Raw genomic sequence first — 26,784 nt, forward strand, 5'->3', positions numbered from 1 at the left:
AGGGTTGGAACGGATGACGCCAACGCCGCTGCCCTGTCGGCAATGTAAGAAGTACAGGGTCGAAATGGCGGGGACGCAGGAATGCCCTGATAGGAATGCATGCATTCAGGACACCCGAACGGGGGCTGAAGCGTGTGCGCGGATTTGCCGGACGCCAGGCGGCCAGTCGGGGAGAAGGTGGACAGGTCGGACGCGGAAGCCCGGCGATCAGCTCGCGCGATACACGTCGAGACGGTTGTACAGCGTCTTGAGGCTGATGCCCAGTGCCTTGGCGGCCTGGCGCTTGTCGCCGTCGTACTTGGCCAGGGTGGCCAGGATGATCTCGCGCTGGGTATCCGCCAGCGTGGTTCCCACGCGCACGCTGACCACGCCGTCCACGGTGGTGGGGCGGGGCGGCTGGCTGGCCAGGCCCGGGTTGCCGATCTCGACCTGACGGTCGGCAAGGATGTAGGCGCGGTAGATGGAGTTCTTCAGCTCACGCACATTGCCGGGCCAGTCGTAGCGCACCAGCCGTTCCAGCGAGCCGGGAGAGAAAGACTTTTCCGTCTGCTCCATCGCGTTGAACTCGTCCAGGAAATGGCGCGCCAGCGGAATGATGTCCTCGGGACGCTCGCGCAACGGCGGAATATGCAGCGGGAACACGGCCAGCCGGTACAGCAGATCCTCGCGCAGCTGGCCCCCGCGCACCGCGTCCATGGGGTCGCGGTTGGTGGCGGCCAGGATGCGCACGTCGCTGATCATCGGCGCATCGCCGCCCACGCGGTGAAACGAGCGGCTTTCCAGCACGCGCAGCAGCTTGATCTGCATCTCCAGCGGCATTTCGGTAACTTCGTCCAGGAACAGCGTGCCGCCCTGGGCCTGCTCGAAGTAGCCCGCCTTCTGTTCCAGCGCGCCGGTGAACCCGCCTTTCTCGTGGCCGAACAACTCCGATTCGATCAGCGTGGGCGCGATGGCGCCGCAATTGACGGCCACGAACGGGCCCGACCTGCGGCTGCTGCGTTCATGCACGGCGCGCGCCACCACCTCCTTGCCGCTGCCGCTTTCCCCTACGGCAAGCATCGTGACGTCGGTGGCCGCCACCCGGTTCAGCTGGCCGATCAGCCGCTGCATGGCTGGCGAAGTACTTTCCCACAGCAGCGAAACCTGCGCGGGTGCGGCGCGGCGTCCCGCCGGGCGCGGCGGCGCGGCGGGACGGCCGGAAGGAAGCGTGGCGGTGGTTGACACGGGCGTAGAGGGAGCCTGCGGTCCGGCGCGGAAAAACGTTGGGGCGGCCGGTGCGCGCAGGCGCGTCGCAATGGTGGAAGATGTCTATCATGCTATCTGTTCACGCGCCGGGTGGCTACAGCCTGAAACGCTGTTGCGGCAAGGTCCCACAGGCGTGTCAGACGGACACCGGCATCGTGGCCAGGGGACTGTCGTTACACTTCAGCCTATCCTCAGGCGTGTGCTGTCCGCATTCGCCCTGGCCAACCAGCCGCCACCTGCAGGCCCATGACAAACAGACGCCGGTCATACGACGCCACCCGACCTTCCTATGCCACATATCCTGATCGTTGACGACGACGAAAACGCCTGTGCGGCGCTGGCAGAGATCGTCGCGATCGAAGGCTTTTCCTCGGCCAGTGCCAACAGCCTGCGCGAAGCGCGACTGCAGATCGGCTGGCGCATGCCCGATGCCATCCTGGCCGATCTTCGGTTGCCGGACGGCAACGGCATGGAATTGTTCGACGAAGTCGGCTCCGCCGGGGTGGAAGTGATCCTGACCACCGGCTATGCCAGCGTGGAATCGGCCGTCGAGGCGTTGCGCCTGGGTGCCACCGACTACCTGGTCAAGCCGATCAATGTCACGCGGCTGCAGACCGTGCTCAAGCGCATTGCCACCACCAGCGAACTCCGTGCCGAAGTGCATTCGCTGCGTGGCGAACTGCGCCGCTACGGGCGCTTTGGGCGCCTGCTGGGCAGCTCGGAGGCCATGCAGACCGTCTACGACCAGCTCAGCAAGGTGGGGCCCACCGAGGCGACCGTGCTGCTGATCGGCGAAAGCGGCACGGGCAAGGAACTGGCCGCCCAGACCGTGCACGAACTGTCGGCGCGCCGCCGCCAGCCGTTCCTGGCCGTCAACTGCGGGGCGATCTCGCCCACGCTGATCGAGACCGAGATGTTCGGCCACGAACGCGGCAGCTTCACGGGGGCGGACCGCCAGCACAAGGGCTATTTCGAACGCGCCGACGGTGGCACGCTGTTCCTCGACGAAATCACCGAGATGCCGCTGGAGCTGCAGGTGAAACTGCTGCGCGTGCTGGAAACCGGCTCGTTCATGCGCGTGGGGACCAACCGCGAGACCCACGCCGACGTCCGCGTGCTGGCCGCCACCAACCGCAACCCCGAGGAAGCCGTGGCCGAAGGCAAGCTGCGCGCCGACCTGTATCACCGGCTCAATGTGTTCCCGATCGAACTGCCACCGCTGCGCGCCCGGGGCGACGACGTGGTGCAGATCGCCAACACGATGCTGGAGCAACTGAACGCGGAGCAGGGCACGCAGCGCCGGTTCTCGTCCGCCGTGCTGGAAAGCCTGCGCATGCATTCGTGGCCCGGCAACGTGCGCGAGCTGCGCAATTTCGTGCAGCGCGCATACATCATGGCCGACCAGGACGTCATCACCGAGGTCCAGATTCCGCTGCAGGTGGCGGCTGCGCCCAGCACCGGCACGGCCGTGGTGTCGGTGCCGGTGGGCATGTCGCTGGCCGAGGCCGACCGCCAGCTGATCTTCGCCACGCTGGAGCAATGTGCCGGCGTGAAGAAGCATGCAGCGGAAATTCTGGGCATCAGTTTGAAGACTTTGTACAACCGGCTGGAGGACTATGCGGCCAAGGGCGAACTGCCGGAATGGCTGCGGGCAGCACGTGGCGGCGACGCCAGCCCGCCTGCCGCCTCATGAGCGGTGTCGGACAGGGCTGCTGCGAACGCATGCGGCGTGGCGCGCAAGACAGGCTGACGGTGTCAGTGCATGGTTCTTGCGTGGTGTGAAACCCATGAGGGTTTCCGAATTGATTGCCGATCCGATGGTTGAACATGACTGACGCTCCGCGCATTCCCCCCGCTGCCGTGCCGCCTTCGGCCGGTGGCGGTGCCCCAGACGACGCCCCGGCCGCCGTGCGCAGCATCGGCGAGGTGAGCGCGCTGATCGAGCAGGCCGCGCACGACCTGCGGTCGTCGCTCAATGCGATCCAGAGCTGGAGCTATGTGCTGGACCGCTCGATCGATTCGCTGGCGGCCCCGGCGCAGCGTGCGCTGGATGGCATGCGCTCTGGCATGCAGCAGCAGCTGGCGCTGATCGAGGAAATGGAAGAAGGGGTGCGGCTGCTGGCCGACGATCGTGGCCCGTCGTGGGAAGAAACCGATCTGCGCGTGCTGGCGGGGCTGGCCATCGAGGACAAACGGGCCGCCGCCGAGGCGCGCGGGGTCATCCTGGCGGCCCTGGACGCCCAGGACAACACGGGCGCCGGCTTTACGGTGCCGGGCGACGCCCTGCGCATCGGGCCGCTGCTCCGGCATCTGCTGGTCCATTGCATCTGGCGCGCTGCGGCAGGCGGATCGGTACGGGTGTACCTGAGCGCCGAACCCGACTTCGTCAAGTTCCGCATTACCGAAAGCCCGCCCGTGGAACGCTCGCGGGGCGAGGGCAGGCTTGCCGCGTTGAGCGATTTCTTCGGCAGGCGCTCGCAGGCCGGCGGCGGGCATTCCCCGCGTCAGAGTACCGCGCTGCTGCTGACCCGCCGCATGGTGGAGCTGCAAGGTGCCGCGCTGACGGCCGAGAACTGCGGCGACACCGAAAACGTCACGGTCTGCATTGCCGTGCGCTTTCCCCGCGTGAAGACGGCCAGTCCGGCCTGAGCACTTTTTACCGCATGGCGCACAATCTGCAGCGCCACCGCGAGCCCCTCCTTTCACTTTTTCCGGCCGGTTCCGGACATGACGCGCCGCTGCGCGCACCCCGCCACGGCGGCGCGCGCGGTGTGCGGCGCTGGCCCGGCGTTTGCATCGCTCAGAGACGGAGCCCCGCATACAAGGGACCCGAATTCGATTCCGAACAGGAGAGATGCCATGTCACATGCCCATGCTTCGAAGGGTTCGCACAAGCCTTCGGCCAAGCCGTCGAACAAGCCGTCTACCCAGTCGGCGGACAAGGCCGGGGCCGGCAAGTCTGACAAGTCCGGCAAGACCTACCAGGCTGCCGTGGATGAATCGCTCGACATGACCTTCCCGGCCAGTGACCCGATTTCGCCCGGGGCTGCCGAACACGCCGAGCGCCAGACCGCGACGCGCCGCGACGACGTGGACTGGAAGCTCAAGAAGGGCAGCGAACACCAGCCCGCCGGCGAAAAGGCCGCGGCGCATCGCACCGGCGTCAGCGATCGCGGCGACAAGAAGCGTTGAGTGGGGATGGGGCCAGGAACTGCCAAGGGCGATTTCCTCGCCCGTGCGGTCGTGATGTGATCGCTGCCCCACCCTCGCACTGCAACATGCCTTTGAACGGAGCCTCAGGATGTCTACGATCATCGCAGGACGATTCGAAACGTTTGCCCGGGCCGAGACTGCTGCATCACGTTTGATGGCCAAGGGCGTCAGGCAGGACGATCTGACCATGTTCTATGTGAATCCGCCAGGTCAGCACGGCACCTTCCCCATAGGGGGAGACGAGGCCGTGGACCCCGGTGCGCGCAAGGCTGGCCCCGGTGCCGGGCGAGGCATCGCGATCGGTGCCGTGCTGGGCTTTGCGGTCGGGATCTGTCTGGTGGCCGCCGCCCGCGCCTGGTTCGGCGCCGCGTCAGTGCAGCCGTGGGTGCTGGTGCTGGTCATGGCGTTTGCCACGGGCGTGGGTGCCTATGCCGGGTCGCTGATGGGAGCGCTGGCCGGCACCGAGCGCGGAACGGGCCCGGTACGGCACGCCGGCGTGCTGCTGGCTGCCCATGTCAGTGATGCCAACACGGCTCTGGTGGCCAGCGAACTGCGCCGTGGCGGCGCGCGCGATGTCGAGCGTGCGGAAGGCCAGTGGCGCGACGGCCGCTGGGAGGACTTCGACCCGCTGGCCCCGCCGGTGCCGGCGAGCCGCTAACCGGACGGACTGGGCACCGCCCGACGTCTTTTGACTTTGCAGTGCTTTGCCGTTCAACTGTCCACACCTGGAGGAACCGCTCATGAAGCCCATGGACCCGCAGACCCCGCCCGCCGGTGCGCCGCCGCGCGGCGCGTCTATCATTGGCGACGTTGACCAGACCACGGCCGGATGCGGGCCGTTCGTGATGGCGTCCGACACGCTCGAGGGCAACAAGGTGGTCGATCCGTCCGGCGAGGAAATCGGCACCATCGACCACATCATGCTCGACGTGCTCGGCGGCCGTATCGCCTATGCGGTGCTGGCGATGGGCGGCTTTCTGGGTATCGGCGAAAAGCTCCACGCGCTGCCATGGTCGGCGCTGACGCTGGACACGCGTCGCAAGTGCTTTGTGCTCGGCATTGAAAAGGAGCGCATCAAGGCCGCGCCGGGCTTCGACAAGGAGCACTGGCCCACCATGGCGAATTCGCAGTGGGCCACCAGCATCCACGAGTACTACGGCATTTCGCCGTACTGGGAAAAGGACCGGTACGACCCGTGGGCCTGAGCGGCCTGGGCTAGCCGGAGTGCCGGCAGGCGCGGCGTTCAGCCGGCGCCTGGCTGGCTCGTGCGGCCCCGTTCCCCTTTCCGGGGGGCGGGGCCGCATCCGTTGCTAGACCTTGTGATTGATCTGCCCAGGCGGCTTCTCTGCCGGGTCGGCGCGCATGCCCGTGGCCTGCGCCGGCTGCCCGGGGGCTTCGCGCGGCGGCGGCACCCGCGTCGTCAACCGGTTCGATACGCCTAGGATGCCCGGCGGCGTCGATGCAGCCTTTTCGATGCGCTGGGCGATGTCGATGTCCTCGACCTGGCCCGTGATGGTCACGCGGCGTTCCACTACATGTACCGCCACGCCGTCCGGCATGTCACCGCCGCAAAATTCCGCGATACAGGTACCGACACGCTCGCGCAGCAGTTCGTCTTCGTCGTCGGGGCTGGTTCGGCGGGGTGCTTCGCTTTCCGTTTGCATGATGGCGGTCCTCGTCTGGTAAGTGATGGCGCGCGGCGGTAAGGCCGCGTCCGGCATGCCGGTGAGACGCAATCGCCATGCCCACCGGGGCACCCGGGTATCCGGATCGTTGCTTGTAAAAACGACATGTCACGGTGCCGGATGACATCCTTGTAGGACGCCACCGACTGAAACTGCGTTGGGGTGCTCCCTACAATGTAGACAGTCCTGCCTTGCCACGGGAGCGTTTCATGCCACATCAGCCCACGCGTCGCCGTCTGTTTCACTTGTTCGACCGCTTTGCCGGTGCCGCCACCCGCCAGGCCGGCTCGCCGGTGGCCTTCGCGCTCGCCGTCTTCGTCGTCCTGGCCTGGGCCGTCACCGGTCCGCTCTTCGGCTATTCCGAAACCTGGCAGCTCGTGATCAACACGGGTACCACCATCGTCACCTTTCTGATGGTGTTCCTGATCCAGCAGAGCCAGAACAAGGACGCCATGGCGGTTCACCTGAAGCTCAACGAACTGCTGGCGTCGCATCGCGAGGCCAGCAACCACCTGGTGTCCATCGAGGACCTTGACGAGGAAGAACTGCGCCAGCTGGTGACGTTCTATCGCCATCTGGCCGAACTGGCCGACGAGGAGGGCGGCGTCAAGTGCAGCCATTCCATCGACGAAGCCAACGTGAATCACGCCGAAAAGTCCCGCGTGCGGCACGCCCGCCGCAAACCGGTTGATGACGCCCAGGCGTCTGCCGCGGCGTAGCCACAGGCAACCGGCTACACCCGCATCTGAAACGCTGAAACGTTCAACACGCGGCCTGGCCGCAGAGGAGCCCGACTTGGCAACCCCGACTCCCGATGCAGCAGCGACTTCGGTGGCCATGGAGGCCGCGCCGGCCCCCGATCCGCAGCCACGCGACGTACGCGTGGTGGTGTACGGCCGCGCCGATTGCGATGACCCGGGCAGCCACCAGGGCGCCACGCTCAAGGGCATTGCCCAGCGGGTGGCCAGGCTTGCCGGCTTCACGTTCGCCGGCAGCTACGACGCGGCCACGCACCGACCCGCGGATGGCCGGCTCTATTTCGTGCCAGCCGATACGCTGACCGGCGTCGACAGCGCGCGCCAGCTTGGCATCGCCGGGGCGGACGACCTGCTGGGCGGTGTGGTGCCGCATGCGTTCATCGCGACCAAGGCGATCTCGCACGGGCGGGTTGCGCCCGACGCTGCCGTCCCCGCCGGGTGGAGCGACACGTTCGCCGCGCGCATACACGCGCACGTGCTGCCCGGCTTCACGGCATTCTCGATCGACGACGCCAGCCGTGGCGCACGGGCGATGCTTCGCGATGGCAAGGTCCGCATCAAGGAACCGTGCGGGATTGGCGGCCTTGGCCAGCAGGTGGTGGCGACCGAGGCGGAGCTGGACCAGGCGCTGCAGGCGCTGGACGCGGAGCGCGTGAAGCGCGAAGGGCTGGTGCTGGAGCGCAATCTGGACGACGTGATCACGTTCAGCGTGGGGCAGATACAGATCGGCGACCTGTGCGCCAGCTACTGCGGCACGCAGGACCTGACGCCCGACAATACCGGCCGGAAGGTCTATGGCGGGTCCACGCTGCGCGTGGTCCGTGGCACGCTCGAAGATCTGCTGACGCATCCGCTCGAAGTCCACCAGCGCGACGCCGTGCAGGCCGCGTTGGCCTATCACGCGGCGGCCATCGAGTGCTTTCCCGGTTCGGTGATGTCGCGCTGCAACTACGATGTGGCGTTCGGCACCGACAACGGCAGGCCCCGGCTGGGCGTGCTGGAACAGTCGTGGCGCGTGGGCGGCGCCACGGGCGCGGAACTGGCGGCGCTGGCCGCGTTCCGTGACGATCCGCAATGCGTGCGCGCGACGGCGTGTACACGCGAGATCTACGGCAAGGACGCCACCGTGCCCGACGATGCAGACGTCTATTTTCAGGGAGAAGACCGCAGTGTCGGGGCACTGACCAAATACGCAAGACTGGAGTCCACATCCGATGGCCACGCATGAAGAATCGATACAGATCCATACCGAAGGGGGGATGATCGCGGGCACCGTGATCTCGCCCGCCACCAAGCTGCCCGGCGTGCTGTTCGTGCATGGCTGGGGTGGCAGCCAGCAGCAGTACCTGGCCCGCGCCCGCGAGGTGGCCGGCCTGGGCGCGGTCTGCATGACCTTCGACCTGACCGGACACGCCGGCACGTCTTCGCAATACGAGACGGTCAGCCGCATGCGCAACCTGGCCGATGTGCTGGCCGCCTACGACATGCTGGTGCGGCATCCCGAGGTGGACCGCAACGCCATTGCGGTGGTGGGCAGCAGCTACGGCGGCTACCTGGCCGCGGTGCTGTGCGAACTCAGGCCCGTGCGCTGGCTCGCGTTTCGTGCCCCGGCGCTGTACATGGACGAAGGCTGGGAGTCGCCCAAACGGCAACTGCACCGCGACCAGGACCTGGTGGCCTACCGTCGCAAGGTGGTGGCCGCCGACACCAATCGCGCGCTGCGCGCCTGCACGAACTTCAAGGGCGATGTGCTGGTGGTGGCCTCGCAGCACGACAATATCGTGCCGCACACGGCGGTGCTGAGCTACGTGGATGCCTGTATCCAGGCCAGTTCGATCACCTACCGCGTGCTCAAGGGCGCCGACCACGGACTGACCAGCGAGGATAGCCAGCGTGCCTATACCAAGCTGCTGCTGGGCTGGCTGCGCGAGATGGTGACCGAGGCACGCACCGGGCCCGCTGTGGCTGCGCGGCCGTCCAAGGCATCGACCGCGCCGAAGACCCCGCATCACGACGACGGGCTGGAGCCCGCGCGCAACGATGACGGCGGCGAGGACAAGGCGCGCGAGGCAATGCTGGCCGGCGGGGACGACGACGAGAACGACCCCCAGGTCATCGCCGCGCAGCCGCCGGCAGGGCGCGGCGCCTGACCGCGGATCAGCGGCGGGCGGTCACGCGCCGGTCCATCGCGCGCGCCTGGTTCAGGTGGTCGCGCAGCGCCGGCAGCAGGCGGGCGGCAAAGGCGCGCAGGGCGGGGTCCTTGCCGCGCGTGGCCTGGTTCTGGAACAGCAGCACGGCCTGCTCGTGCGCGTCGATGCCAATGGTCCGGATATAGGCCTGGTCGAATTCATCATCCTTGAGCGATTTCAGCCGGGTCAACTCCGGCGCCTCCGGCACGCGATCCTGCGGCGTAATGCCCTTGTCGGCGGCGATGCGGCGCAATGTGCCCAGGGCCTCCTTGTGCGCTTTCAACATCTGCTGCGCGAATGCGTGGACCTTCGGATCCTTCGACACTTCGAGCGCCATTTCACTGGCCGCGATCTCCATGTGGCTGGTCATCTGCGCTTCATCCACAAAGCGCAGGTCGTCGGTGGACAGCGACACGGCGGGCGGCTTGGCCGGTGTGGGCGGGGTCGGCGCCAGCGGTGTACCGGGGGCGGACTGTGCGGCGGGGGGTGCGGCGAGCGCCGGCGACATTGCTGCGGCGCCGCACACGGCGATGACGGCGGCAGCCACATGGCGTGGCCATCGCCGGGGTGTGTGTTCTGGTCTGCGATGTTCGGGCATGACGGGGCTCCTTCATTTGCCTTTCGGCGAGATGGATGGGCGGCATGTACGCGATCCAGTCGCGCAAGAAGCATTCCCGTTCGGCGATGAAATTTGCAAAGCAGGCTGGCTGCGCCATTTTCGATCGGTAAAAAATGCAAGCGTGTGGGGCGTCACCTCGTTCGGCAGCCCATCGTGCGATGGCATGCCTCATGCGTAGGCGCATGCACATGAGCCCGACCACCGTCGCCAAGCCCGACACACAGACCCCTTCGCTCGACGCAGCCTTGCGCAAGGCGGGGCTGCATCATGTCGACGACAGCCAGCCGGGCATCTCCCGGCGGCGTACGGGCAAGGGCTTCACGTATGTCCTGCCTGACGGCAAACGCGTGGACGCCGTCACGCAGGCGCGCATCGATGCGCTGGCGATCCCGCCCGCCTACGAATCGGTCTGGATCTGCCTGGACCCAGACGGCCACCTGCAGGCCACGGGCCGCGACGCGCGCGGCCGCAAGCAGTATCTGTATCACCCCGACTGGGCCGCGCTGCGCGACGCCGACAAGTACGCCCGGCTGATGGCCTTCGGGCAGGCGCTGCCCCATCTGCGCCGCCGCGTGGCCCGCGACCTCGCGCGCAATGGCATGCCGCGCGAGAAGGTGCTGGCCGCCGTGGTGACGCTGCTGGACGCCACGCTGGTGCGCGTGGGAACGCCGCGCTACGCAGCCCAGAACCGCACCTACGGGCTGACCACGCTCAAGCGGAAGCACGTGGCCGTGCAAGGCAGCCGCCTGCGCTTTCAGTTCACCGGCAAGAGCGGCGTCACGCATGACGTGTCGGTCAACGACGCGCGGCTGGCGCGGGTGGTGCGCAATTGCGCGGACCTGCCGGGCCAGCAGTTGTTCAAGTACAAGGACAGCGATGGCGAGGTACGCGAGATCGGCTCGTCCGATGTCAATGCCTATCTGCACGAGGTGACGGGCGGCGAGTTCACGGCCAAGGACTTCCGCACCTGGGGGGGCAGCGTGCATGCGCTGGCGCTGCTGCGCAAGACCCGCGCCGATACCGAGGCGGCACGCAAGAAGGCGATGGTGGAGGTGATTCGCAGCGTGGCGCAGCGGCTGCGCAACACGGTGGCGGTCTGCCGCAAATGCTATGTGCATCCGGACGTGCTGGCTGCATTCATGGCCGATGCATTGCAGGCTTTACCGGCACCGCGTACAGCGGCGCGCCTCCGTACCGACGAGGCGCGGTTGCTGGCGTTGCTGGAAAGTACCGCCACGCTCGCGGGAACGGCGCGCAGGGCGGCGTAGCCCGGGGGCAAGGGGGCGCGCGGCCGCACGGCTTCAACCGGCACGGCAATTGCATTGATTCCTTGTACCGACAACAAGCAGAACACGCATAGCAATCGAGGCGCAAGGTGGAACACGCAGTCATCGGTTACCTCGGGGCTGACAGCAGCAGCCCGGCAACCTTTCTCACGGAAACGCGTCAGTCGCTTTCCACTGCTGGAAATTCCCTCACATCCGATGTCGCCAATGTCGCCAACGTTGCCGGCGACCACAGCGCAGCCGGCTCCGGCCGTATGGCGCGGCGGATCTCGCCAGCCCGGCTCGCCGCGAAGGCGCAGCATGGCAAAGGCGCCTCGGCGCGCGCGCCGCGCGGCAAAGACCTGCGCCAGGCACGCGTGCTGATGCAGGCGTTGTGCGAGATGCGACTGGTGCTGGGCAAGGACGGCGAGGCGCTTTCGCCCGCCGCGCTCGACGGCCGGCATACCGCGACCATGGCGCTGTGGCAGAACCGTACGCGATCGCTGTACACGCAGCCCGATGTGGAACGCAGCATCGAGGCGCGCCTGGACGCAGGCTTTCGCCACGCTCGCCGGGGCAACCCGCGCGAGGCGGCAGGCGAGTTCAAGCGCGCCTACCTGCTGCTGTGCTGCGTGCTCACGCTGGCACGCGACAATGCGCGGGCGCAGGCACGGGTCGGCGCGGGGCGCAGGGCGGCCGAATGACGTCTGGCGTCTGCCGACCGCCTTCCGGCGACCGCGGACCGATCGGCATCACGCCTTGCCACGCGTCTTCTTGCAGGGGCCGAGATAGCCGGGAAGGTCGCGCGCCTTCGGGCTCGTCGCGAGCTGCAGACCCTTGGCAAGGGCGGCCGCAAAGGTGTGGTGGGTATCCAGCGGGCCCTTGATGTGATTGCGGAAGAAGTCGGCCCAGCGAAAGTCGGAATAGGCGGTCTTGACCTTGCGATAGCCGCCGGCCAGCTGGACGAATGCTTCCAGGCTGCGGTATGGGTCGTCGCGCATGCTGTGGACGTCGACCGGCAATTCACTGATCGGCCGGCGCCGCCCGCGTTCATCGTAAGGGTGGACCATGTGGTCGTCGGTCATCCGCTTCCAGAACTTGCGGATCGACAGGTGGCTCAAGTCGTTGCGCACAAGGGCCGGCACCATGTCGATGCCCATGTCCTGCCATGCGCGCACCCAGTGGTGATGATCGACGATATACAGCGTTTGCTCGGGGCCGATCACGACATGCACGCGATGCTGGTCCAGAAAGGCCGGCAAGTCGGCATGGTCCAGCCGGCGGGTGACATGCATCTTCTGCGCGACGTGGTACGCGCCCACGGTGATCTGCGTGGGACGCAGATAAGCGATGGGCACCATCAGTGCCGCATCCTTGCCAAGCCGCCTCTTGCGTTTTGCCATGGGTATCGGGCCTCCGGAGCAGGAACTGGCCGGGAAGCAGCAAGGTTTGTGCCGTGCCCCTCAGGCTCGACCGTGCGTCCCTTCGGCAATCGTTGCCACGCCTTGTAACCGTTACGCATCTCCGGGGGCGCCAGGCGCGCCGACGCGTTCGCCGGAGGTCCGCCCGACGCGGGCTGCGAATGGGCCGCCAAGGTCCGGCGACGCGGCACGGAATTTGCGCCACATGTTTGCATTGATCATCCCACCGGAAGCGCCCATGTCCACCCCAAGCAAACTCCCGCCACAGCATCAGGACCGCCAGCCCGGCCTGGAAAACGAAATGGTGCCCAAGCCCGACAGCGGCGCCGACGACTATGTCGGCAGTGGGCGCCTGAAGGGCAAGGTGGCGCTGGTAACCGGCGGCGACAGCGGCATCGGCCGTGCCATCGCCGTGGCATTTGCCCGCGAGGGCGCCGATGTTGCCTTCGCCTACCTTGACGAGCAGGACGATGCGCGGGAGACCGAGAGGCTGGTCACCGAGGCCGGGCAGCGCGCACTGGCCATCGCCGGCGATATCGGCGAGGTGGAACACGCAGACAAGGTGGTGGCAGACACGCTAAAGACGTTCGGCCGGCTCGATGTACTGGTCAACAATGCGGCAGAGCAGCATCCCCAGGAATCGCTGGAAGACGTCAGCGCCGCCCAACTGGAGCGCACGTTCCGGACCAACGTGTTCGCGATGTTTCATGTGACGCGTGCGGCGCTGCCGCACCTGGGGCAGGGCAGCGTGATCCTCAACACGACATCGGTCACCGCGTATCGCGGCAGTGCGCATCTGCTGGACTACTCTGCTACCAAGGGCGCCATCGTGGCCTTTACGCGCTCGCTGGCGCTGCAGGTGGTGGAGCGCGGCATCCGCGTCAACGGCGTGGCGCCGGGCCCGATCTGGACGCCACTGATTCCATCGACCTTTACCGCCGAGGAAGTGGCCGAGTTTGGCAAGAAAACGCCAATGGGTCGTCCGGGGCAGCCATTCGAAGTGGCGGCGGGCTACGTATTCCTGGCGTCCGATGCGGCAAGCTATATCACCGGACAGATCCTCCATATCAACGGCGGCGAAGTCGTCAACGCCTGAACACAGGGAGAAACTTCATGTCTTCGATTGTTGCCGGGCGCTTCGCGTCCATCCCCGATGCCGAGCAGGCAGCGCAGAAGCTGTATGCGCGCGGCTTTTCCGTGTGGGACGTGTCGATCATGTCCGTGGACCCGGGCGGCGCCCGCCCGCCGGGCGTCTTGCTGGCGGCCCGCGCCAAGGGCGAGCGCCGTGACGAGGCGCTGGACGTGCTGCGTGAAGCCGGGGCCTGCGACTGCGAGGAGGCCAAGGGCAAGTGGGAAGGCGGCCAGTGGGCCGATTTCGATCCCGCACGCGCGCCCGCACTGCTGGACGCGGCCGAGGGCGAATGCTGGCCGATCCCGGGTCAGGGCGCAGCCAAGGGGGCCGATGGCGATGCGCGGACCGCGCACGCCGCGCCGGTGGCGCAGGAAGCCGTGGCCGAGGACAGCACGGGCAACGAGGACCCGGGCAGCGAACTCGAACACTACGTCGACCGCCAGGTCGCCAGTCATAACTGACCCTGAAAGACGCGCCGATGGTGACGCATGCCACGGCCGAGCTCGACACGCTCCGGCCCACCCAGATCACGCTGGGAATCTATCAGGTGCACGAGAAGATGGACGTTTCGGCCCGGCCGCGCAGCAACGCGGCGCAGAAGCGTTTCCTGGAAGCGCACCGCATCCAGACCATCGCCGGTCCGGGCGGCGCGCTATATATCGCCGACCACCATCATTGGGCCCGCGCGTGGCTCGAACTTGGCTGGCGCGAGGCACCCGTGGCCATCATCGACGATCTGAGCCACCTGGCGCCGGGCAAGTTCTGGAAGCGGATGCGCGAACTGGGCCATCTGCATCCTTACGACGAACACGGCGAACACCTGTCGTCCAAGGACCTGCCGCCCACGGTCATGGGCATGCGCGACGACCCGTATCGCAGCCTGGCGGCGTTTACGCGTAATGCGGGCGCCTACCGCAAGCCGGGCAACGCTTATGGCGATTTTCAGTGGGCGGGGTTTTTTCGCCGGCACGTGGCAGAAGACATGGAAAGCATTCCAGGCTTCGCACGCGCGATGATCCAGGCCATCCAGCTCGCGCGAAGCAGCAAGGCCAGGCGCCTGCCGGGCTTTGTGGGCAAGTGCCAGCGGACGGGGTGAGGGCAGACGGAAGACGTGAAAACGCCGCGAGGGGAACGCCCCCTTGTCCTGCGGAAGGAGGCGCCCGCCCGCGGCGTGTGCCGGAGGCCGGCCAGGCCTAGCTCTTGGTCTTGTGCGTGGGCTTGCCCTTTTGCTTGGTACTTGCCATCTTCTTCAGTTCCCCTTCGCTCATCGACTTGGCCATCGACTTCGATGCCCCCTTGAGCGAACTGGCCTTGCGCTCGCCGCGCTTTGCTGACAAGGCGGCTCCGGCCGCCATCTGCTGTGCCTTGGATTTGGCTGGCATGTCGATCTCCTTCGGTTCGCGGTGAATGCCCCCGGATCGGCTAGATCCGGCCCAACACAACCAGGAGCACGACAATGATGACGATCAGCCCCAGGCCGCCGCTTGGCCCGTAGCCCCAGCCGGAACTGTACGGCCACGTTGGCAATGCGCCAATCAATAGCAGGACGAGGACGATCAGAAGAATGGTGCCGATACCCATAGTGCGCTCCTTTGTTGTGGTGCTACCGACGCTGCGGCTTTGGGGCCGCCGCGCGGCTGTCCCTGTTATTTGCAGGTTAGGACAGCACCACTCGCGCCAGAGGCGGGCAGGGGCTGATATGGGTGTAGGAATAAGACGACGCCTGCGGCCCATGCCTGCGAGGCGCCATCTGGCCGGCCGGCGCGGCCGCTGGCTCAGAACGCCGCGCGGTAGATGGCGAACGCGTCGGTCTCGGTGACTTCGCGCGGATTGTTGACGAGCAGGCGCGTTTGCAGCATGGCATCGCTGGCCAGCCGGTTCAGGTCCGGCTCCTTGACGCCCACCTCGCGCAGCGTCCGTGGAATGCCGGTGGCCTCGACCAGGCTCTCGATGTGGGCAATCAGGGCGGCCGTCTTGGTCTCGTCGCTGCCGGTGGTGCCGGGCAGCACGACGTCGCACAGTTCGCCATACCGTTTGCATGCCGCAGGCGCGTTGAACTTCATCACGTGCGGCAGCACCAGCGCGTTGGACAGGCCGTGCGCCACGTGGAAGATGCCGCCAATCGGATAGGCCAGCGCATGCACGGCCGCGACCGGAGCATTGGCGAACGACTGGCCTGCAAACATCGCGCCCAGCAGCATGGCCTCGCGGGCAGCCAGGTCGTGGCCGTTGTCGCAGGCGCGCATCAGGTTCTGCGACAGCAGTTCCAGCGCCCGCACGGCCAGCATGTCGGAGACCGGGTTCTTCAGATGCGCACTGGTGTAGGCCTCGATGGCATGGACCATCGCGTCGATGCCGGTTGCCGCCGTGGCGCCGCGCGGCAGGCCCAGCGTCAGTTCCGCATCGAGAATGGCCAGGTCGGCAAACAGCTGCGGCGCCACCACCCCCATCTTGGTGGTCTCGCCCGTGGTGACGATCGACACGGCCGTGACTTCGGACCCCGTGCCCGCCGTGGTGGGCATCTGCACCAGCGGCAGCCGCGTGCCGGTGACCTTCTTCACGCCATACATGTCCTTGATGGACTGGGTGGCCGGCAGCAGCACCGCAATCAGCTTGGCTACGTCCATCGAGGAGCCGCCGCCCAGGCCAAGTACCACTTCGGCATCGGCCTGCCGGGCCCGTTCGGTGGCTTCCAGCACGACATGCTCGGGCGGATCGGCGACAACGTCGTCGATCACGGTCACTTGCCAGTCATGCTTGCCCAGGTCTTCCAGTGCCGGCGTCAGCAGCCCGCTCCTGGCCAGGAAGCCATCGGTGATCACGCACAGGCGCCGCGCCTGCGGAAACGCCTCGCGCAGCAGCGCGCCCAGGCGGCGCGCCGCGCCGGATTCGACGACGACCGTCGGGACGGTCTGGAAGCGGAACGGGTTCATGATGTCTCCGGGGGTATGAGTCTTTTGGGGTGCCTCCCTCTCCCGCCAGCGGGTGAGGCGAGCCACACGTGGCAACCTTACACCTGCAGGCAAAGATACTTGATCTCGAGGTATTCCTCGATGCCGTGGCGCGAGCCTTCGCGGCCGACGCCCGACTGCTTGATGCCGCCGAACGGCGCCACCTCGTTCGAGATCAGGCCGGTGTTGAGACCCACCATGCCGTACTCCAGCGCCTCGCCGGTACGCCACGCGCGGGCGATGTCGCGCGTGTACAGGTAGGCCGCCAGGCCGAACTCGGTGTCATTGGCGGCGGCCACCGCCTCGGCGTCGGTCTTGAAACGGAACAGCGGCGCCACCGGCCCGAAGATTTCCTCGCGCGCCACGCGCATGTCTGCCGTGGCGCCCGTGATCACGGTGGGCGTGTAGAACGTGCCGCCCAGCTTGTGCTTGCCGCCGCCGGTCAGCACGCGGGCGCCCTTGGACGTGGCGTCGTCCATCAGCGACACCACCTTGTCGATGGCGGCGTCCTCGATCAGCGGGCCGATGACCACGCCGTCTTCCAGGCCATTGCCCACGCGCAGCTGGCTGGTGCGCTCGGCGAACTTGGCGGCGAAGGCATCGTAGATGCCGTCCTGGATATAGAAGCGGTTGGCGCAGACGCAGGTCTGGCCGCCATTGCGATACTTGGCCGCGATGGCGCCTTCGACGGCGGCATCGACATCGGCGTCGTCAAACACGATGAACGGCGCGTTGCCGCCCAGTTCCAGCGACAGGCGCTTGACCGTGGGCGCGGACTGCGCCATCAGGATGCGGCCCACTTCGGTCGAGCCCGTGAACGACAGCTTGCGCACGATGGGGCTGGCCGTCAGCACGGCACCGATGGTTTTGGCGTCGCCGGTCACCACCTGCAGCACGCCGGCCGGCACGCCTGCGCGATGGGCCAGTTCGGCCAGCGCAAACGCCGACAGCGGCGTCAGTTCGGCGGGCTTGATGACGATGGCGCAGCCTGCAGCCAGGGCCGGCGCCGCCTTGCGCGTGATCATGGCGGCGGGGAAGTTCCAGGGCGTGATGGCGGCGCAGACGCCCACCGGCTGGCGTAGCGTGACCAGCCGCTTGTCGGCGGCGGGGCTGGCCAGCACCTCGCCGTCCACGCGCTTGGCTTGCTCGGCGAACCATTCGATAAAGCTGGCGGCGTAGGCGATCTCGCCCTTGGCTTCGGCCAGCGGCTTGCCTTGCTCGCGGGTCATCAGGTAGGCCAGATCGTCGGTATTGGCCACCATCAGGTCGAACCAGCGGCGCAGAATGCTGGCGCGTGCCTTGCCGGTCAGCGCGGCCCAGCTTTTCTGGGCCACTTCGGCGGCCGCGACCGCGCGCTGCGTTTCGGCGGTGCCCAGGTCGGCCACCTTGGCGATGACCTCGCCCGTGGCCGGATCGGTCACATCGAACGTGGCGCCCGAATCGGCAGACAGCCATTGGCCGTCCACATAGGCCTGCTGGCGAAACAGCGAAGGATCCTTGAGTTGCATGGCGAATTTCCCCGAAGTCGCGAATACAGGCCTGCCGATCAAATCGCTTGCCTGCGTTCAATAGATTGAACTATATTCCGTATGTCGAACGATGCCCCGATCATACGCCCATGCCGGGCAGACCGCCAGTAGGGCGCCCGCGTTCCGTATGGTGCAGGCGCGTGCCGTCTGCGCGCCCTGTCAGCGAGTTTTTCATCCATGCCCAAATCCGCCTACGCCACCGCCGCCGATCCCGATGCCCCCGGCAGCACTGCGAACCGGCCCACGTCGCCTGCCGTGGTACGGGCCGTGCAGGTGCTCGATGCCATCGCCGCGTCGTCCGATCCGTTGACGCTGGCCGATCTGACCCGGCTGACCCGGGCGCCCAAGAGTTCGCTGCATGGCATGTGCGACACGCTTGTGCAACTGCAACTGGTCAAGCGGCTGCCCGGCGGGGCGATGGCGCTGGGTCCGCACGTGATGACCTGGGCCAACGCGTTCCTGGCGCAGACGCAGATCACCGAGGAATTCCGCACGCTGTGGGATCAGACCGACGCCTTCCACGACGCCACGGTCACGCTGTCGATGCTGGAAGGGGACGAAGTGGTCTACCTGGCCTGCCAGAACGGCGACCGCCCGCTGGGCGTGACGTTCCGCATCGGCATGCGCCTGCCGGCGCCATACACGGCCACGGGCAAGGCCATGCTCAGCACGCTGCCTGCCGCGGATGTGCAGCGGCTGTTCGCCGACGGCCTGCCGCCGCCGCTCACCCGGGCTAGCGTGGCCTCGACGGACGCGCTGGCCGCCGAACTGCAGCAGGTGCGGGCGATCGGCTATTCGGTCGACAACGGCCAGATGCGCGAGGGCATGACCTGTTTCGGCGCGCCCGTGTTCGACGCCCAGGCCGCCCGCGCCGCCGGCGCCATTGCCGTCAGCTATCTGACCAGCGAGATCGATACGGTCACGGGCGAGCGCATCGGCCAGCAGGTGCGCGCGCTGGCCGACCGGCTTTCGGCCAGGCTGGGCGCGCCGGCATCGGCGACGCACACCGTGGCGGCGCGTTGATCGTTCTCAACGTTTGCGTAGGGTCAAAGGCCCAATCTCGCTGAATCGCTAGCATCCGGGGGTTCCCCTTCCCGGATCATCACGCGATGACACAATCTTCGGCGACCCCCGTTCGCCGCCCTCAACTGGTAGCGCCGGCCGGATCGCTCGCGGCGCTGCGCATGGCCCTGCAGCATGGCGCCGACGCGGTCTACCTGGGCCTGCGCGATGCCACCAATGCCCGCAACTTCGGCGGCCTGAACTTCAGCGAGGACGATATCCGCACCGGCGTTGCCGAAGCGCGTGCGCGTGGCGCCGAGGTGCTGTTCGCCATCAACACGTTTGCCCAGATGGGCCATGTGGAGCGTTGGCACCATGCCGTGGACGCCGCTGCCGCGCTGGGGGCCGATGCCGTGATCATGGCCGACGCCGGGCTGATCGCCTACGCCGCGACGCGGCACCCGTCGCTGCGCATCCATCTTTCGGTACAGGGCTCGGCCACGCATGCCGACGCCATCGAATTGATGCGCGAGCAGTTCGGCATTCGTCGGGTAGTGCTGCCCCGGGTGCTGTCCGTGCCCCAGATTGCCCGGCTGGCCCGGCAGACCGATGTCGAACTGGAAGTCTTTGGCTTTGGCAGCCTGTGCGTGATGGCCGAGGGCCGCTGCCTGCTGTCCTCGTATGCCACGGGCGATTCCCCCAATAACAAGGGCGTCTGTTCGCCGGCCCATGCGGTGCGGTGGGACGAGCAGGACGGCACCATGCATGCGCGGCTGTCGGGCATCCTGATCGACAGCTATGCGCCGGGCGAGCCGGCAGGCTACCCCACGCTATGCAAGGGCCGCTTCACCGTGGAAGACGAGCGCGGCTACGTGCTGGAGGAACCGACCAGCCTCAATGCGGTGTCGTTGTTGCCGTCGCTGATCGATATCGGCATCGCGGCCATCAAGATCGAAGGCCGCCAGCGCAGCCCGCGCTATGTGGCCGATGTGGTGGGCGTGCTGCGCGCGGCCATCGACGACGCGTGCCGCGACCCGAAGCGGTTTGTCCCGCGCCAGGACTGGCAGGCCACGCTTGGCCGTCATGCCGAGGGCGACCAGGTGACGCAGGGCGCGTACGACCGGCCCTGGCGGTAATGCCATCCTCCCGGAGCGGCCCCGGCGCCGCCGGCCCGCTCCGCTTCCAGACCTGCCCATTTCCCGCCTCACATGGCAACCATGACCCTACTGAATCCCGAGCCGTTCCGCATCGCGCTCGGCCCGCTGTTGTACTACTGGCCACGCACGACGGTGCTGGAATTTTATGCATCGGTCGCCGACACGGCGGTCGACCGCGTTTATCTGGGCGAGGCGGTCTGCACGCGCCGGCACGAGATGCGCCTGGCAGACTGGATCGACATCGGGCAGATGTTGCGCGATGCCGGCAAGCAGGTGGTGCTCTCCACCCCGGTGCTGGTCGAGTCGGACAGCGATATCGCGGTGATGCGGCGGGTCTGCGCGCAGGAGGACTTCCTGGTGGAGGCCAACGACCTGGGCGCCGTGCATGGCATGCGCGGACGGCCCTTTATCGGCGGCCCGCATCTGAATGTCTATCACGCCGACACGCTGGCGTGGCTGGCCGGGCTGGGCGCGCAGGGCTGCGTGGTGCCGGTGGAGATGGATGGCACGACGATGACGGCGCTGGCGGCGGGCCGCCCGGCGGGGCTGGCGCTGGAAGCCATGGTCTGGGGGCGCATGCCGCTGGCGTTCTCGGCGCGGTGCTTTACCGCGCGGCATCACCGGCTGCGCAAGGACGCTTGCGATTTTCGCTGCATGGCGTATCCCGATGGCCTGGTGGCCAAAACCGGAGACGGCCAGGACTTTTTCACGCTCAACGGCATCCAGACCCAATCGGCGACCTGCCTCGATCTTTGCGCGCAGGTTTCGCAGATGGCGGCGGCCGGCATCGATGACGTGCGGGTCAGCCCGCACGCCACGGGCACGCGCGAAGTGATTGCCCATCTCGATGCCATCCGGCGCGGGGAACGCGCCGCATCGCCAAGCGCCGTGCTGCCGGCCGGCGCGGCCCCGAGCAATGGCTACTGGAGCGGCAAGCCGGGCATTCGCTGGCTGTCGGAGGAAGGGGCTGAGGCATGACGATTCTGCAATCGATGATGACGCGCGTGCATCGCCATATGCCCGCGCCGATGCGTGCGGCGCCGCTTGTCGTGGCCCTGGAGGCCATGCGCCGCGCGGGGTGGCTGGAACCGCCCGCGGCGCTGGATGGCCGCACGTTTTCGCTGACGGTGGATGACATGGGGCTGGAAGTGCGCTTCCAGTGCGTCAATGGACGGTTCCTGCCCGGTCCGTTCGACGGCCGGGAAACCGACCTGACGCTGCACGCGGCGGCGCTGAGCTACCTGCGGCTGATCAGCGGCGATGCCGACACCGATACGCTGTTCTTCCAGCGCCGCCTGTCGATCCGCGGCGATACGGCGCTCGGCCTCGAAGTCAAATACTGGCTCGATGCGGCGCCCCGGCCCGAATGGCTGGGCGCGCTGGCCCAGCGACTGTCGCTGCTGTTCCCCGAGCCGCGCGGCGCCTGAATCAGAACTCGGGCATGGCGCCACCGAAGCGGGTGCCGCGCTGCTTGTAGCACTGGCTGGCCCGCAGCACCGCGCACGGCGCGTCGGCCAGGCCGCCAACGGCGTCAAAGCGCGCCAGCGTGGTATGTAGTTCATTGGCGCTGCGGGCGTGAATCATCGCGAACAGGTTGTACTGCCACGCCGGCAGCCGCCGCGTGCGCCGGAAACACATCGTCACGTGCGGCACATGGGCAAGCCGCAGGCCGACCGCGTCCACCCGGGCATCGGGCACGTTCCAGACACACATCACGTTGTGGGTGTAGCCGAAGGGGCGGTGTCGCAGGATGGCGCCAAAGCGCCGGATCACGCCCGACTTTCGCCACCTGGCCAGCCGTGCCAGCGTTTCCGACAGGGCCAGTCCCGTACGCCGCGCCAGCGCGTGATACGGCTGCGGCGTCAGCGCCAGGCCCGATTCCAGCGCGGCGGCCAGCCGCCAGTCCGCCTCGTCCAGGTCGGGCCGTACCGGCGTATTCAACACCTGCGATGGCTGCAGCGGCGCACGGCGCGGGCTGCGCGTCACGCCCAGCGGCAGGCCCAGGTCGGTGCGGTATTCGCGTTCCAGGGGCAGGTCGATAGGCCGCTGGCCGATATCCATGGCAAGGCGGGACAGCACGCCATCGAGCATGGTGCGGTCGCGCGCACCGGCCACGAACCAGAGGTTGTAGCGATGGCCTTCGCGGGCATGGCTCTGGCTGATATCGGGATCGCTGTTGATGCGCTCGACCACGCGATCGATGCGTGCCGGCGGGATCGACAGCGCGGCGACGGTGCTGGCGCCGATGGTGTTGGGCGCGAAGACCGCGCCGATGCGGCTGACGCGTCCGTTGCCGACGTCGCGCGCCAGCAGGCTGAGCAAGGTGTGTTCCGAAAGGTCGAAGGCTGCGCCGGCGGCCTGGTAGGGCCGCGCGTGCAGCGGAAAGTCGTCCTGGATGCGGTTGTAGAGATCGTTTTCGTCGAACATGGCGTCGTACGCGGGGAGCGGGTTGTGCTGTCGGATCGGTGCGAGGGGAACGCACGGGGTCGATGCGCAGGCGCCATGTATTGCGACGAACCGGAGCACGCCCGCAGCATGCGGGCATGATCGTGAAGTTCGGTCGCGGCCTTGTTGACGGTTATCAAGCAGGATCGAGATGGTACGCCCCGGGTTTGCCTGAAGCGTTGCGCGCCATGCGCACGGCCACCAGGGCAATGCCCAGTGCCGCCAGCGGCGCGAGGGCCGCGATCCACGGCAGGGCCTGCAGTCCCGGCCCGTGATCCACCACCGTGCCGCCCAGCCAGGCGCCGAGTCCGTTGCCAAGGTTGAAGGCGGCGATGTTGAAGCTCGATGCCAGGTTCTGGCCGGCGCCCTGGGCGTGGCGCAGGACGCGCAACTGGAGCGGCGACACCGTGGAGAACGCCGCGATGCCCAGCACGCCGACAAAGACCACCATGGCCACGGCATGGTGCAGCGACAGCGTCATGCTGGCCAGCACCACCGTCAGCGCCAGCAGCGCGCCAAGCAGGGCGCCGGTGGGTCGCCGGTCGGCCATGCGCCCGCCCAGGATATTGCCGATGATCATGCCGCCGCCAAACAGCAGCAGGATCGGCGACACCGCGCTCTCGGCGAAGCCGGTGACGCGCGTCAACATCGGCTGGATGTAGGTGATCACGGCAAACGTGCCGAGCGCCTGCAGCACCGTCATCAGCAGACCCAGCAGCACCTGCGGGCGGCCGATGGTTTTCAGTTCGTCGACGAGCCGTACGGGCGCGGTGTCGTCGCGGCTGGATTGCACCAGCAGCGCGATCACCGTCAACGACACGAGGCCGATCGCCGTCATGGCCCAGAACGTCGAGCGCCAGCCGAACTGCAGGCCCAGCCACGCACCGGCCGGCATGCCGAGCAGCGTGGCGAGCGTCAGGCCGGAGAACATCACGGAAATGGCCGAAGCGCGACGGTTGGCCGGCACCAGGCCCGTGGCCACCACCGCGCCCACGCCGAAGAACGTGCCGTGCGTCAGCGATGTGACCACGCGGGCAATCATCAGCGTGGTGTAGTCGGGCGCCAGCGCGCAGGCCGCGTTGCCGACGGTGTAGATCATCATCAGCGCCATCAGCACGGCCTTGCGCGGCATGCGGCGGGTGAGCAGCGTCAGGACAGGCGCGCCGGCAAATACGCCCAGCGCGTAGCCCGACACCAGCATGCCGGCCGCGGCGATGGTCACGCCCAGGTCGGCCGACACCTGCAGCAGCAGGCCCATGATGACGAACTCCGCGCAGCCGATGCCGAACGATCCGGCCGTCAGCGCATACAGGGCGGCGGGCATCCGCGTGCGCGGGCCGGCGGAGGGGGAAGAGGGGGACGCAGCCATGGAAATCTCCATTGGAAGCCGGCGGGGGGCCGACGGTGGGATGGCGGGGAAGGCAGCAGTGTCGGCCTTTCCCATCTTCTTAAAAACAGGCAATATCGATAATCACTTTCAAGATTTCATTGAGAATCATGGATCGCATTGCGGACATCGGGCTTTTTCTGCGGGTTCTGGATCAGGGATCGATCAGTGCGGCGGCGCGCAGCCTGGACATCTCGGTGGCCGTGGCCAGCCAGCGCCTGCAGCGGCTGGAGCGCGATCTCGGGGTGCGCCTGCTGCATCGCACCACGCGGCGCTTGCATGCCACGCCAGAGGGGGCGGTCCTGGCGGACCAGGGGCGGGCGCTGGTGGAAGACCTGGAGGCGTTGTCCGGTTCGCTGCGGCAGTCGGGGTCCGGCATCACGGGCACGCTGCGCGTGACCACCTCGGCCTCGTTCGGGCGCCAATACGTTTCGCCGCTGCTGACCGCGTTCCTGCGGCGATATCCCGGGGTCAACGTCAGCGTCCACCTGACCGACCATGTGCTGGATCTGGTCAGCAGCGGCTTCGACCTGGCGATCCGGATCGGGTCGCTGGAGGATTCCACGCTGGTGGCACGCAAGCTGGCGGACAATCAGCGGCTGCTATGCGCGTCGCCCGATTACCTGCGCGACCACGGCTGGCCCCAGACGCCACAGGATCTGGCCCGGCACCAGTGCCTGGTGCTGGTGGGGGCGCAGGGACGCGCGGATGTCTGGCGGTTCGACGACGGCAAGGGCGGCGAGATCGCGGTGCGAGTGCGCGGCAGGGTCGAAGCCAATACGGGCGAGCTGCTGGCCGACGCGGCGCTGGCGGGGTTCGGCATCGCCATGCATTCCACCTGGCATGTCTGCGACGACCTGCGGGCAGGCCGGCTGGTGCAGGTGCTGCCCGACCATCCCATCGCGGTCACCGGCATCTACGCGGTCATGCCGCAGCGCCGGCTGGTGCCGCCGCGCGTGCGCGCGTTCGTGGACTTCCTGGCCGAACATTGGAGCGTGGCGCCGCCGGGCATGCCCGACTTGGGTTCGGGCCGAACCTGACCTACATTCATTCGTTGCGGGCCGTTTGGGGGGGGGGGCGGCAGACCGTCGTCGAGCGCCCCGGTTGCCTATTTCTTGAGCAGTCCGGTGCGATACCGCACAGACTGGGCCCCGCCGGGGCGACATGGCAGGATATCCACAGAAACTGTGGATATCCTCAACGTGGTCCGGCCCACGTCGGCAATACCGCTGAAAAGCTATGCTCTGGCACCAACCTCGGTCAACTGTCAGCTTCGCGCCCGCTATGTGCAGGATTCCGATTGCCGCCGTGTCTGTTGTCGTCGCCCTGGCCTTGCCACTCGGGGGCTGCGTGTCATATTACCGCGTTCCGTCGGACGTGCCCTACGCCAGCGTACGCCTGCTGACCAGTACCGACGACCGGACGACATTCAACGTCCTGGACCCCGCCCGGTGTCCGTCGCCGCGTCCGCAGGTGCTGGCCGGAATGGGGCGCCAACTGGCCTCGATGGGACGCGATTCGACGCTGGACATGGCGGGCATGCCGCCCGAGCCACCGTCGCGCACGCGCGAGCGCAAGGTGCTGCCGGGCAAGCGGATCTATGTCGCCGTGACGTCGTACGCCGCGCCGCCGGCCGACGAGGCGCGCTGCGCCGCCGGGGTGTCGTTCGTCCCCCAGGTCAGTGGCCAATATGAAATCCGGTATATGCGGGACGAGGCCGCGACGCACTGCACGGCGCGCGTGCTGCGGCTGCAGCCCGATGCACAGGGCGGTGCAACGGTGGTCCAGGAGCCCACGCAGCAAGGGTTCAGGGCGCTGCGGCCGGAATACCTGTGCGAGGCCGGGGCGGACGTGAAGGCGGGGGCGGGGACGCGCTAGATGGCACGTCCCGCGAATCGGTGGAAGATCAGGCCTGTTCGATCAGGAATCGCTCGGGACGCTTGCCAAGCCATGCCGGTGCGCGGCCACGACCGGACCACGTCTTGCCGGTCTTCGGATCGCGATACTTGGGCGGCAGTGCCGCGGCGGCCTTGTGTGCCGCGCCGCTGCCGGCCGGACGTCCGCGACGGCGTTTCGGGGCGATGTCTTCGACGGTCAGATCATAATCGGCCATCAACTGGCGAATCTGTTCGATCACGCTGGCCACTTCATTGGCGCGCACTTCGCTGAGCTTTGCTTCCAGTGCTTCTTTTTCAGCCAGCAGTTGCTTGTAAGTTGGCATTTTTGGATCCCCGTTCAGATTGGCGGTGCATTGCGTAGGGCTGCAAAACGATCCGCATAACAAAAATATTACAAGAATTATCCGGAAAAGCACGATTCAAACGCGAATTCCAACGTGAATCGTGAAAACATTCGTCACAGTCCGGGCGTCAAATCGGATTGCCCTGGCTTTTATCGGAATGTTCCGGAATCTATTTGGCGGTCAATGGCGCCGGTCTGCATCCTAACCAGAATTGGTAATGCGAGGCAACCGCAAGCGCGGGATATTCATGTAGGCGCCGGCTGCGATCCCGGCAAATCGATGTCGATTTTTATCCAGCGAAGGCCGTTGCTTTCGTTGGCCTTTCATTCGCGGGGCGGGCAGCCGCCTGCAATGATTGTCAGTATTGGTATTTTTGTCAGGCGGGCGAATGGCCGGATGTGGATATAAAAAAAGGCCCCGGGGGAAAGTCCCGAGGGCCTGGAAATCCACCGGTCATCCCAGGTGGAGGAGACGCCGTTGCCTGCACCGTGGCCAATCGATGGCCATCGACCGCCACGGCGGAATTCTTCTGATGTTCCGGGAA

Annotated in this window: 30 protein-coding genes; 19 read left to right on the forward strand and 11 right to left on the reverse strand. The window is 67.2% G+C overall.

Annotation, left to right across the window (positions count from 1 at the left end):
* Positions 1–207: 207 nt before the first annotated feature.
* Positions 208–1,224 (reverse strand): sigma-54 interaction domain-containing protein, encoded by a 1,017-nt coding sequence (locus tag AC3G88_RS15175; protein WP_249641026.1) that lies wholly within the window; start codon positions 1,222–1,224, stop codon positions 208–210.
* Positions 1,225–1,534: 310 nt separating this feature from the next.
* Between AC3G88_RS15175 and AC3G88_RS15180 the strand changes: the two genes are divergently transcribed.
* The 5 genes from AC3G88_RS15180 to AC3G88_RS15200 all read left to right on the forward strand — a co-directional run bounded on the left by AC3G88_RS15180 (position 1,535) and on the right by AC3G88_RS15200 (position 5,663).
* Positions 1,535–2,938 (forward strand): sigma-54-dependent transcriptional regulator, encoded by a 1,404-nt coding sequence (locus tag AC3G88_RS15180; RefSeq protein ID WP_400397250.1) that lies wholly within the window; start codon positions 1,535–1,537, stop codon positions 2,936–2,938.
* A 134-nt stretch (positions 2,939–3,072) separates the two neighbouring features.
* Positions 3,073–3,894, forward strand: coding sequence for a sensor histidine kinase (locus tag AC3G88_RS15185; protein ID WP_488771939.1), 822 nt, complete (start codon positions 3,073–3,075; stop codon positions 3,892–3,894).
* Positions 3,895–4,104: 210 nt separating this feature from the next.
* Entirely contained in the window at positions 4,105–4,437 is a 333-nt protein-coding gene (locus tag AC3G88_RS15190) for a hypothetical protein (protein WP_153946001.1), read from the forward strand.
* 109 nt (positions 4,438–4,546) lie between these two features.
* Entirely contained in the window at positions 4,547–5,116 is a 570-nt protein-coding gene (locus AC3G88_RS15195; protein WP_488771938.1) for a hypothetical protein, read from the forward strand.
* Between the two features lie 82 nt (positions 5,117–5,198).
* On the forward strand, positions 5,199–5,663 hold the full coding sequence (locus AC3G88_RS15200; RefSeq protein ID WP_153946003.1) for a PRC-barrel domain-containing protein: 465 nt from the start codon (positions 5,199–5,201) through the stop codon (positions 5,661–5,663).
* A 105-nt stretch (positions 5,664–5,768) separates the two neighbouring features.
* Here AC3G88_RS15200 and AC3G88_RS15205 read toward each other — a convergent pair whose 3' ends face one another.
* Positions 5,769–6,122 carry a BON domain-containing protein gene (locus AC3G88_RS15205; protein WP_488771937.1) on the reverse strand — a complete coding sequence of 118 codons (354 nt, stop codon included), beginning with the start codon at positions 6,120–6,122 and terminating at the stop codon, positions 5,769–5,771.
* A gap of 230 nt (positions 6,123–6,352) precedes the next feature.
* Between AC3G88_RS15205 and AC3G88_RS15210 the strand changes: the two genes are divergently transcribed.
* The 3 genes from AC3G88_RS15210 to AC3G88_RS15220 all read left to right on the forward strand — a co-directional run bounded on the left by AC3G88_RS15210 (position 6,353) and on the right by AC3G88_RS15220 (position 9,051).
* Complete coding sequence (locus tag AC3G88_RS15210) at positions 6,353–6,862, forward strand: low affinity iron permease family protein (protein WP_487522248.1); 510 nt, start codon at positions 6,353–6,355, stop codon at positions 6,860–6,862.
* Between the two features lie 76 nt (positions 6,863–6,938).
* Positions 6,939–8,129 (forward strand): DUF3182 family protein, encoded by a 1,191-nt coding sequence (locus AC3G88_RS15215; protein WP_488771935.1) that lies wholly within the window; start codon positions 6,939–6,941, stop codon positions 8,127–8,129.
* The gene (locus AC3G88_RS15220; protein WP_488771934.1) at positions 8,116–9,051 is read left to right on the forward strand and encodes an alpha/beta hydrolase family protein; all 936 of its coding nucleotides are present in this window, start codon (positions 8,116–8,118) and stop codon (positions 9,049–9,051) included. The genes AC3G88_RS15215 and AC3G88_RS15220 overlap by 14 nt, the downstream gene beginning before the upstream one ends.
* Before the next feature lie 7 nt (positions 9,052–9,058).
* Here the strand turns inward: AC3G88_RS15220 and AC3G88_RS15225 are convergent, their stop codons facing one another.
* On the reverse strand, positions 9,059–9,598 hold the full coding sequence (locus AC3G88_RS15225) for a DUF4142 domain-containing protein (RefSeq protein ID WP_488771932.1): 540 nt from the start codon (positions 9,596–9,598) through the stop codon (positions 9,059–9,061).
* Between the two features lie 293 nt (positions 9,599–9,891).
* Between AC3G88_RS15225 and AC3G88_RS15230 the strand changes: the two genes are divergently transcribed.
* Positions 9,892–10,977, forward strand: coding sequence for a DNA topoisomerase IB (locus tag AC3G88_RS15230; RefSeq protein ID WP_488772358.1), 1,086 nt, complete (start codon positions 9,892–9,894; stop codon positions 10,975–10,977).
* Positions 10,978–11,084: 107 nt separating this feature from the next.
* On the forward strand, positions 11,085–11,678 hold the full coding sequence (locus AC3G88_RS15235; RefSeq protein ID WP_488771930.1) for a hypothetical protein: 594 nt from the start codon (positions 11,085–11,087) through the stop codon (positions 11,676–11,678).
* A 48-nt stretch (positions 11,679–11,726) separates the two neighbouring features.
* On the opposite strand, the gene AC3G88_RS15240 is transcribed toward AC3G88_RS15235, so the two are convergent.
* Complete coding sequence (locus tag AC3G88_RS15240) at positions 11,727–12,377, reverse strand: ParB-like protein (protein ID WP_488771929.1); 651 nt, start codon at positions 12,375–12,377, stop codon at positions 11,727–11,729.
* A 256-nt stretch (positions 12,378–12,633) separates the two neighbouring features.
* Here AC3G88_RS15240 and AC3G88_RS15245 point away from each other — a divergent pair, with 256 nt between their 5' ends.
* From AC3G88_RS15245 to AC3G88_RS15255, 3 genes are read left to right on the forward strand one after another with little or no spacing between them, the layout of a single operon-like run.
* Positions 12,634–13,491 (forward strand): SDR family oxidoreductase, encoded by an 858-nt coding sequence (locus AC3G88_RS15245; RefSeq protein ID WP_488771928.1) that lies wholly within the window; start codon positions 12,634–12,636, stop codon positions 13,489–13,491.
* Positions 13,492–13,508: 17 nt separating this feature from the next.
* The gene (locus AC3G88_RS15250; protein WP_488771927.1) at positions 13,509–13,988 is read left to right on the forward strand and encodes a hypothetical protein; all 480 of its coding nucleotides are present in this window, start codon (positions 13,509–13,511) and stop codon (positions 13,986–13,988) included.
* A 17-nt stretch (positions 13,989–14,005) separates the two neighbouring features.
* Complete coding sequence (locus tag AC3G88_RS15255; RefSeq protein ID WP_488771926.1) at positions 14,006–14,623, forward strand: ParB-like protein; 618 nt, start codon at positions 14,006–14,008, stop codon at positions 14,621–14,623.
* Between the two features lie 97 nt (positions 14,624–14,720).
* Here the strand turns inward: AC3G88_RS15255 and AC3G88_RS15260 are convergent, their stop codons facing one another.
* From AC3G88_RS15260 to AC3G88_RS15275, 4 genes are all read right to left on the reverse strand, one after another.
* A complete protein-coding gene (locus AC3G88_RS15260; protein WP_153946014.1) occupies positions 14,721–14,909 on the reverse strand; it encodes a DUF3008 family protein in 189 nt (62 codons plus the stop codon).
* 40 nt (positions 14,910–14,949) lie between these two features.
* A complete protein-coding gene (locus AC3G88_RS15265) occupies positions 14,950–15,108 on the reverse strand; it encodes a DUF3309 family protein (protein ID WP_092598422.1) in 159 nt (52 codons plus the stop codon).
* 194 nt (positions 15,109–15,302) lie between these two features.
* Positions 15,303–16,460, reverse strand: coding sequence for an iron-containing alcohol dehydrogenase (locus tag AC3G88_RS15270; RefSeq protein ID WP_488771925.1), 1,158 nt, complete (start codon positions 16,458–16,460; stop codon positions 15,303–15,305).
* A 77-nt stretch (positions 16,461–16,537) separates the two neighbouring features.
* Positions 16,538–17,986, reverse strand: a complete 1,449-nt coding sequence (locus AC3G88_RS15275; protein ID WP_488771924.1) for an NAD-dependent succinate-semialdehyde dehydrogenase — start codon at positions 17,984–17,986, stop codon at positions 16,538–16,540.
* A gap of 198 nt (positions 17,987–18,184) precedes the next feature.
* Here AC3G88_RS15275 and AC3G88_RS15280 point away from each other — a divergent pair, with 198 nt between their 5' ends.
* The 4 genes from AC3G88_RS15280 (at position 18,185) to ubiT (ending at position 21,593) form a co-directional block, all read left to right on the forward strand.
* Entirely contained in the window at positions 18,185–19,030 is an 846-nt protein-coding gene (locus AC3G88_RS15280) for an IclR family transcriptional regulator (RefSeq protein WP_488893467.1), read from the forward strand.
* Positions 19,031–19,116: 86 nt separating this feature from the next.
* Positions 19,117–20,145, forward strand: coding sequence for a ubiquinone anaerobic biosynthesis protein UbiU (ubiU, locus tag AC3G88_RS15285; protein WP_488771921.1), 1,029 nt, complete (start codon positions 19,117–19,119; stop codon positions 20,143–20,145).
* A gap of 81 nt (positions 20,146–20,226) precedes the next feature.
* Entirely contained in the window at positions 20,227–21,144 is a 918-nt protein-coding gene (locus tag AC3G88_RS15290) for a U32 family peptidase (protein ID WP_488771920.1), read from the forward strand.
* Complete coding sequence (gene ubiT / locus AC3G88_RS15295; protein ID WP_488771919.1) at positions 21,141–21,593, forward strand: ubiquinone anaerobic biosynthesis accessory factor UbiT; 453 nt, start codon at positions 21,141–21,143, stop codon at positions 21,591–21,593. Before AC3G88_RS15290 ends, ubiT begins: the two co-directional genes overlap by 4 nt.
* A gap of 1 nt (position 21,594) precedes the next feature.
* Here ubiT and ahbB read toward each other — a convergent pair whose 3' ends face one another.
* Positions 21,595–22,593 carry a siroheme decarboxylase subunit beta gene (ahbB, locus tag AC3G88_RS15300; RefSeq protein WP_488771918.1) on the reverse strand — a complete coding sequence of 333 codons (999 nt, stop codon included), beginning with the start codon at positions 22,591–22,593 and terminating at the stop codon, positions 21,595–21,597.
* Between the two features lie 154 nt (positions 22,594–22,747).
* Positions 22,748–23,980 (reverse strand): MFS transporter, encoded by a 1,233-nt coding sequence (locus AC3G88_RS15305; RefSeq protein ID WP_488771917.1) that lies wholly within the window; start codon positions 23,978–23,980, stop codon positions 22,748–22,750.
* A 128-nt stretch (positions 23,981–24,108) separates the two neighbouring features.
* Here AC3G88_RS15305 and AC3G88_RS15310 point away from each other — a divergent pair, with 128 nt between their 5' ends.
* Complete coding sequence (locus AC3G88_RS15310; RefSeq protein WP_488771916.1) at positions 24,109–25,038, forward strand: LysR family transcriptional regulator; 930 nt, start codon at positions 24,109–24,111, stop codon at positions 25,036–25,038.
* Positions 25,039–25,306: 268 nt separating this feature from the next.
* Positions 25,307–25,876 carry a hypothetical protein gene (locus AC3G88_RS15315; protein ID WP_488771915.1) on the forward strand — a complete coding sequence of 190 codons (570 nt, stop codon included), beginning with the start codon at positions 25,307–25,309 and terminating at the stop codon, positions 25,874–25,876.
* A gap of 28 nt (positions 25,877–25,904) precedes the next feature.
* Here AC3G88_RS15315 and AC3G88_RS15320 read toward each other — a convergent pair whose 3' ends face one another.
* On the reverse strand, positions 25,905–26,219 hold the full coding sequence (locus tag AC3G88_RS15320) for an H-NS histone family protein (RefSeq protein ID WP_092598452.1): 315 nt from the start codon (positions 26,217–26,219) through the stop codon (positions 25,905–25,907).
* Between the last annotated feature and the right edge of the window lie 565 nt (positions 26,220–26,784).

The organism is Cupriavidus sp. 86D6 (genome assembly GCF_057815095.1).

Excerpts from the sequence above, each read along its gene's own strand:
- AC3G88_RS15290 (WP_488771920.1), top strand. The coding sequence starts at position 20,227 with ATGACCCTACTGAATCCCGAGCCGTTCCGCATCGCGCTCGGCCCGCTG.
- AC3G88_RS15270 (WP_488771925.1), bottom strand. The coding sequence starts at position 16,460 with ATGAACCCGTTCCGCTTCCAGACCGTCCCGACGGTCGTCGTCGAATCC.
- AC3G88_RS15210 (WP_487522248.1), top strand. The coding sequence starts at position 6,353 with ATGCCACATCAGCCCACGCGTCGCCGTCTGTTTCACTTGTTCGACCGC.
- AC3G88_RS15265 (WP_092598422.1), bottom strand. The coding sequence starts at position 15,108 with ATGGGTATCGGCACCATTCTTCTGATCGTCCTCGTCCTGCTATTGATT.
- AC3G88_RS15245 (WP_488771928.1), top strand. The coding sequence starts at position 12,634 with ATGTCCACCCCAAGCAAACTCCCGCCACAGCATCAGGACCGCCAGCCC.
- AC3G88_RS15190 (WP_153946001.1), top strand. The coding sequence starts at position 4,105 with ATGTCACATGCCCATGCTTCGAAGGGTTCGCACAAGCCTTCGGCCAAG.
- AC3G88_RS15275 (WP_488771924.1), bottom strand. The coding sequence starts at position 17,986 with ATGCAACTCAAGGATCCTTCGCTGTTTCGCCAGCAGGCCTATGTGGAC.
- AC3G88_RS15225 (WP_488771932.1), bottom strand. The coding sequence starts at position 9,598 with ATGTCGCCGGCGCTCGCCGCACCCCCCGCCGCACAGTCCGCCCCCGGT.
- ahbB (WP_488771918.1), bottom strand. The coding sequence starts at position 22,593 with ATGTTCGACGAAAACGATCTCTACAACCGCATCCAGGACGACTTTCCG.
- AC3G88_RS15280 (WP_488893467.1), top strand. The coding sequence starts at position 18,185 with ATGCCCAAATCCGCCTACGCCACCGCCGCCGATCCCGATGCCCCCGGC.
- AC3G88_RS15255 (WP_488771926.1), top strand. The coding sequence starts at position 14,006 with ATGGTGACGCATGCCACGGCCGAGCTCGACACGCTCCGGCCCACCCAG.
- AC3G88_RS15240 (WP_488771929.1), bottom strand. The coding sequence starts at position 12,377 with ATGGCAAAACGCAAGAGGCGGCTTGGCAAGGATGCGGCACTGATGGTG.
- AC3G88_RS15320 (WP_092598452.1), bottom strand. The coding sequence starts at position 26,219 with ATGCCAACTTACAAGCAACTGCTGGCTGAAAAAGAAGCACTGGAAGCA.
- ubiU (WP_488771921.1), top strand. The coding sequence starts at position 19,117 with ATGACACAATCTTCGGCGACCCCCGTTCGCCGCCCTCAACTGGTAGCG.
- AC3G88_RS15260 (WP_153946014.1), bottom strand. The coding sequence starts at position 14,909 with ATGCCAGCCAAATCCAAGGCACAGCAGATGGCGGCCGGAGCCGCCTTG.
- AC3G88_RS15230 (WP_488772358.1), top strand. The coding sequence starts at position 9,892 with ATGCACATGAGCCCGACCACCGTCGCCAAGCCCGACACACAGACCCCT.
- AC3G88_RS15310 (WP_488771916.1), top strand. The coding sequence starts at position 24,109 with ATGGATCGCATTGCGGACATCGGGCTTTTTCTGCGGGTTCTGGATCAG.
- AC3G88_RS15195 (WP_488771938.1), top strand. The coding sequence starts at position 4,547 with ATGTCTACGATCATCGCAGGACGATTCGAAACGTTTGCCCGGGCCGAG.
- AC3G88_RS15220 (WP_488771934.1), top strand. The coding sequence starts at position 8,116 with ATGGCCACGCATGAAGAATCGATACAGATCCATACCGAAGGGGGGATG.
- ubiT (WP_488771919.1), top strand. The coding sequence starts at position 21,141 with ATGACGATTCTGCAATCGATGATGACGCGCGTGCATCGCCATATGCCC.
- AC3G88_RS15200 (WP_153946003.1), top strand. The coding sequence starts at position 5,199 with ATGAAGCCCATGGACCCGCAGACCCCGCCCGCCGGTGCGCCGCCGCGC.
- AC3G88_RS15185 (WP_488771939.1), top strand. The coding sequence starts at position 3,073 with ATGACTGACGCTCCGCGCATTCCCCCCGCTGCCGTGCCGCCTTCGGCC.
- AC3G88_RS15180 (WP_400397250.1), top strand. The coding sequence starts at position 1,535 with ATGCCACATATCCTGATCGTTGACGACGACGAAAACGCCTGTGCGGCG.
- AC3G88_RS15305 (WP_488771917.1), bottom strand. The coding sequence starts at position 23,980 with ATGGCTGCGTCCCCCTCTTCCCCCTCCGCCGGCCCGCGCACGCGGATG.
- AC3G88_RS15205 (WP_488771937.1), bottom strand. The coding sequence starts at position 6,122 with ATGCAAACGGAAAGCGAAGCACCCCGCCGAACCAGCCCCGACGACGAA.
- AC3G88_RS15250 (WP_488771927.1), top strand. The coding sequence starts at position 13,509 with ATGTCTTCGATTGTTGCCGGGCGCTTCGCGTCCATCCCCGATGCCGAG.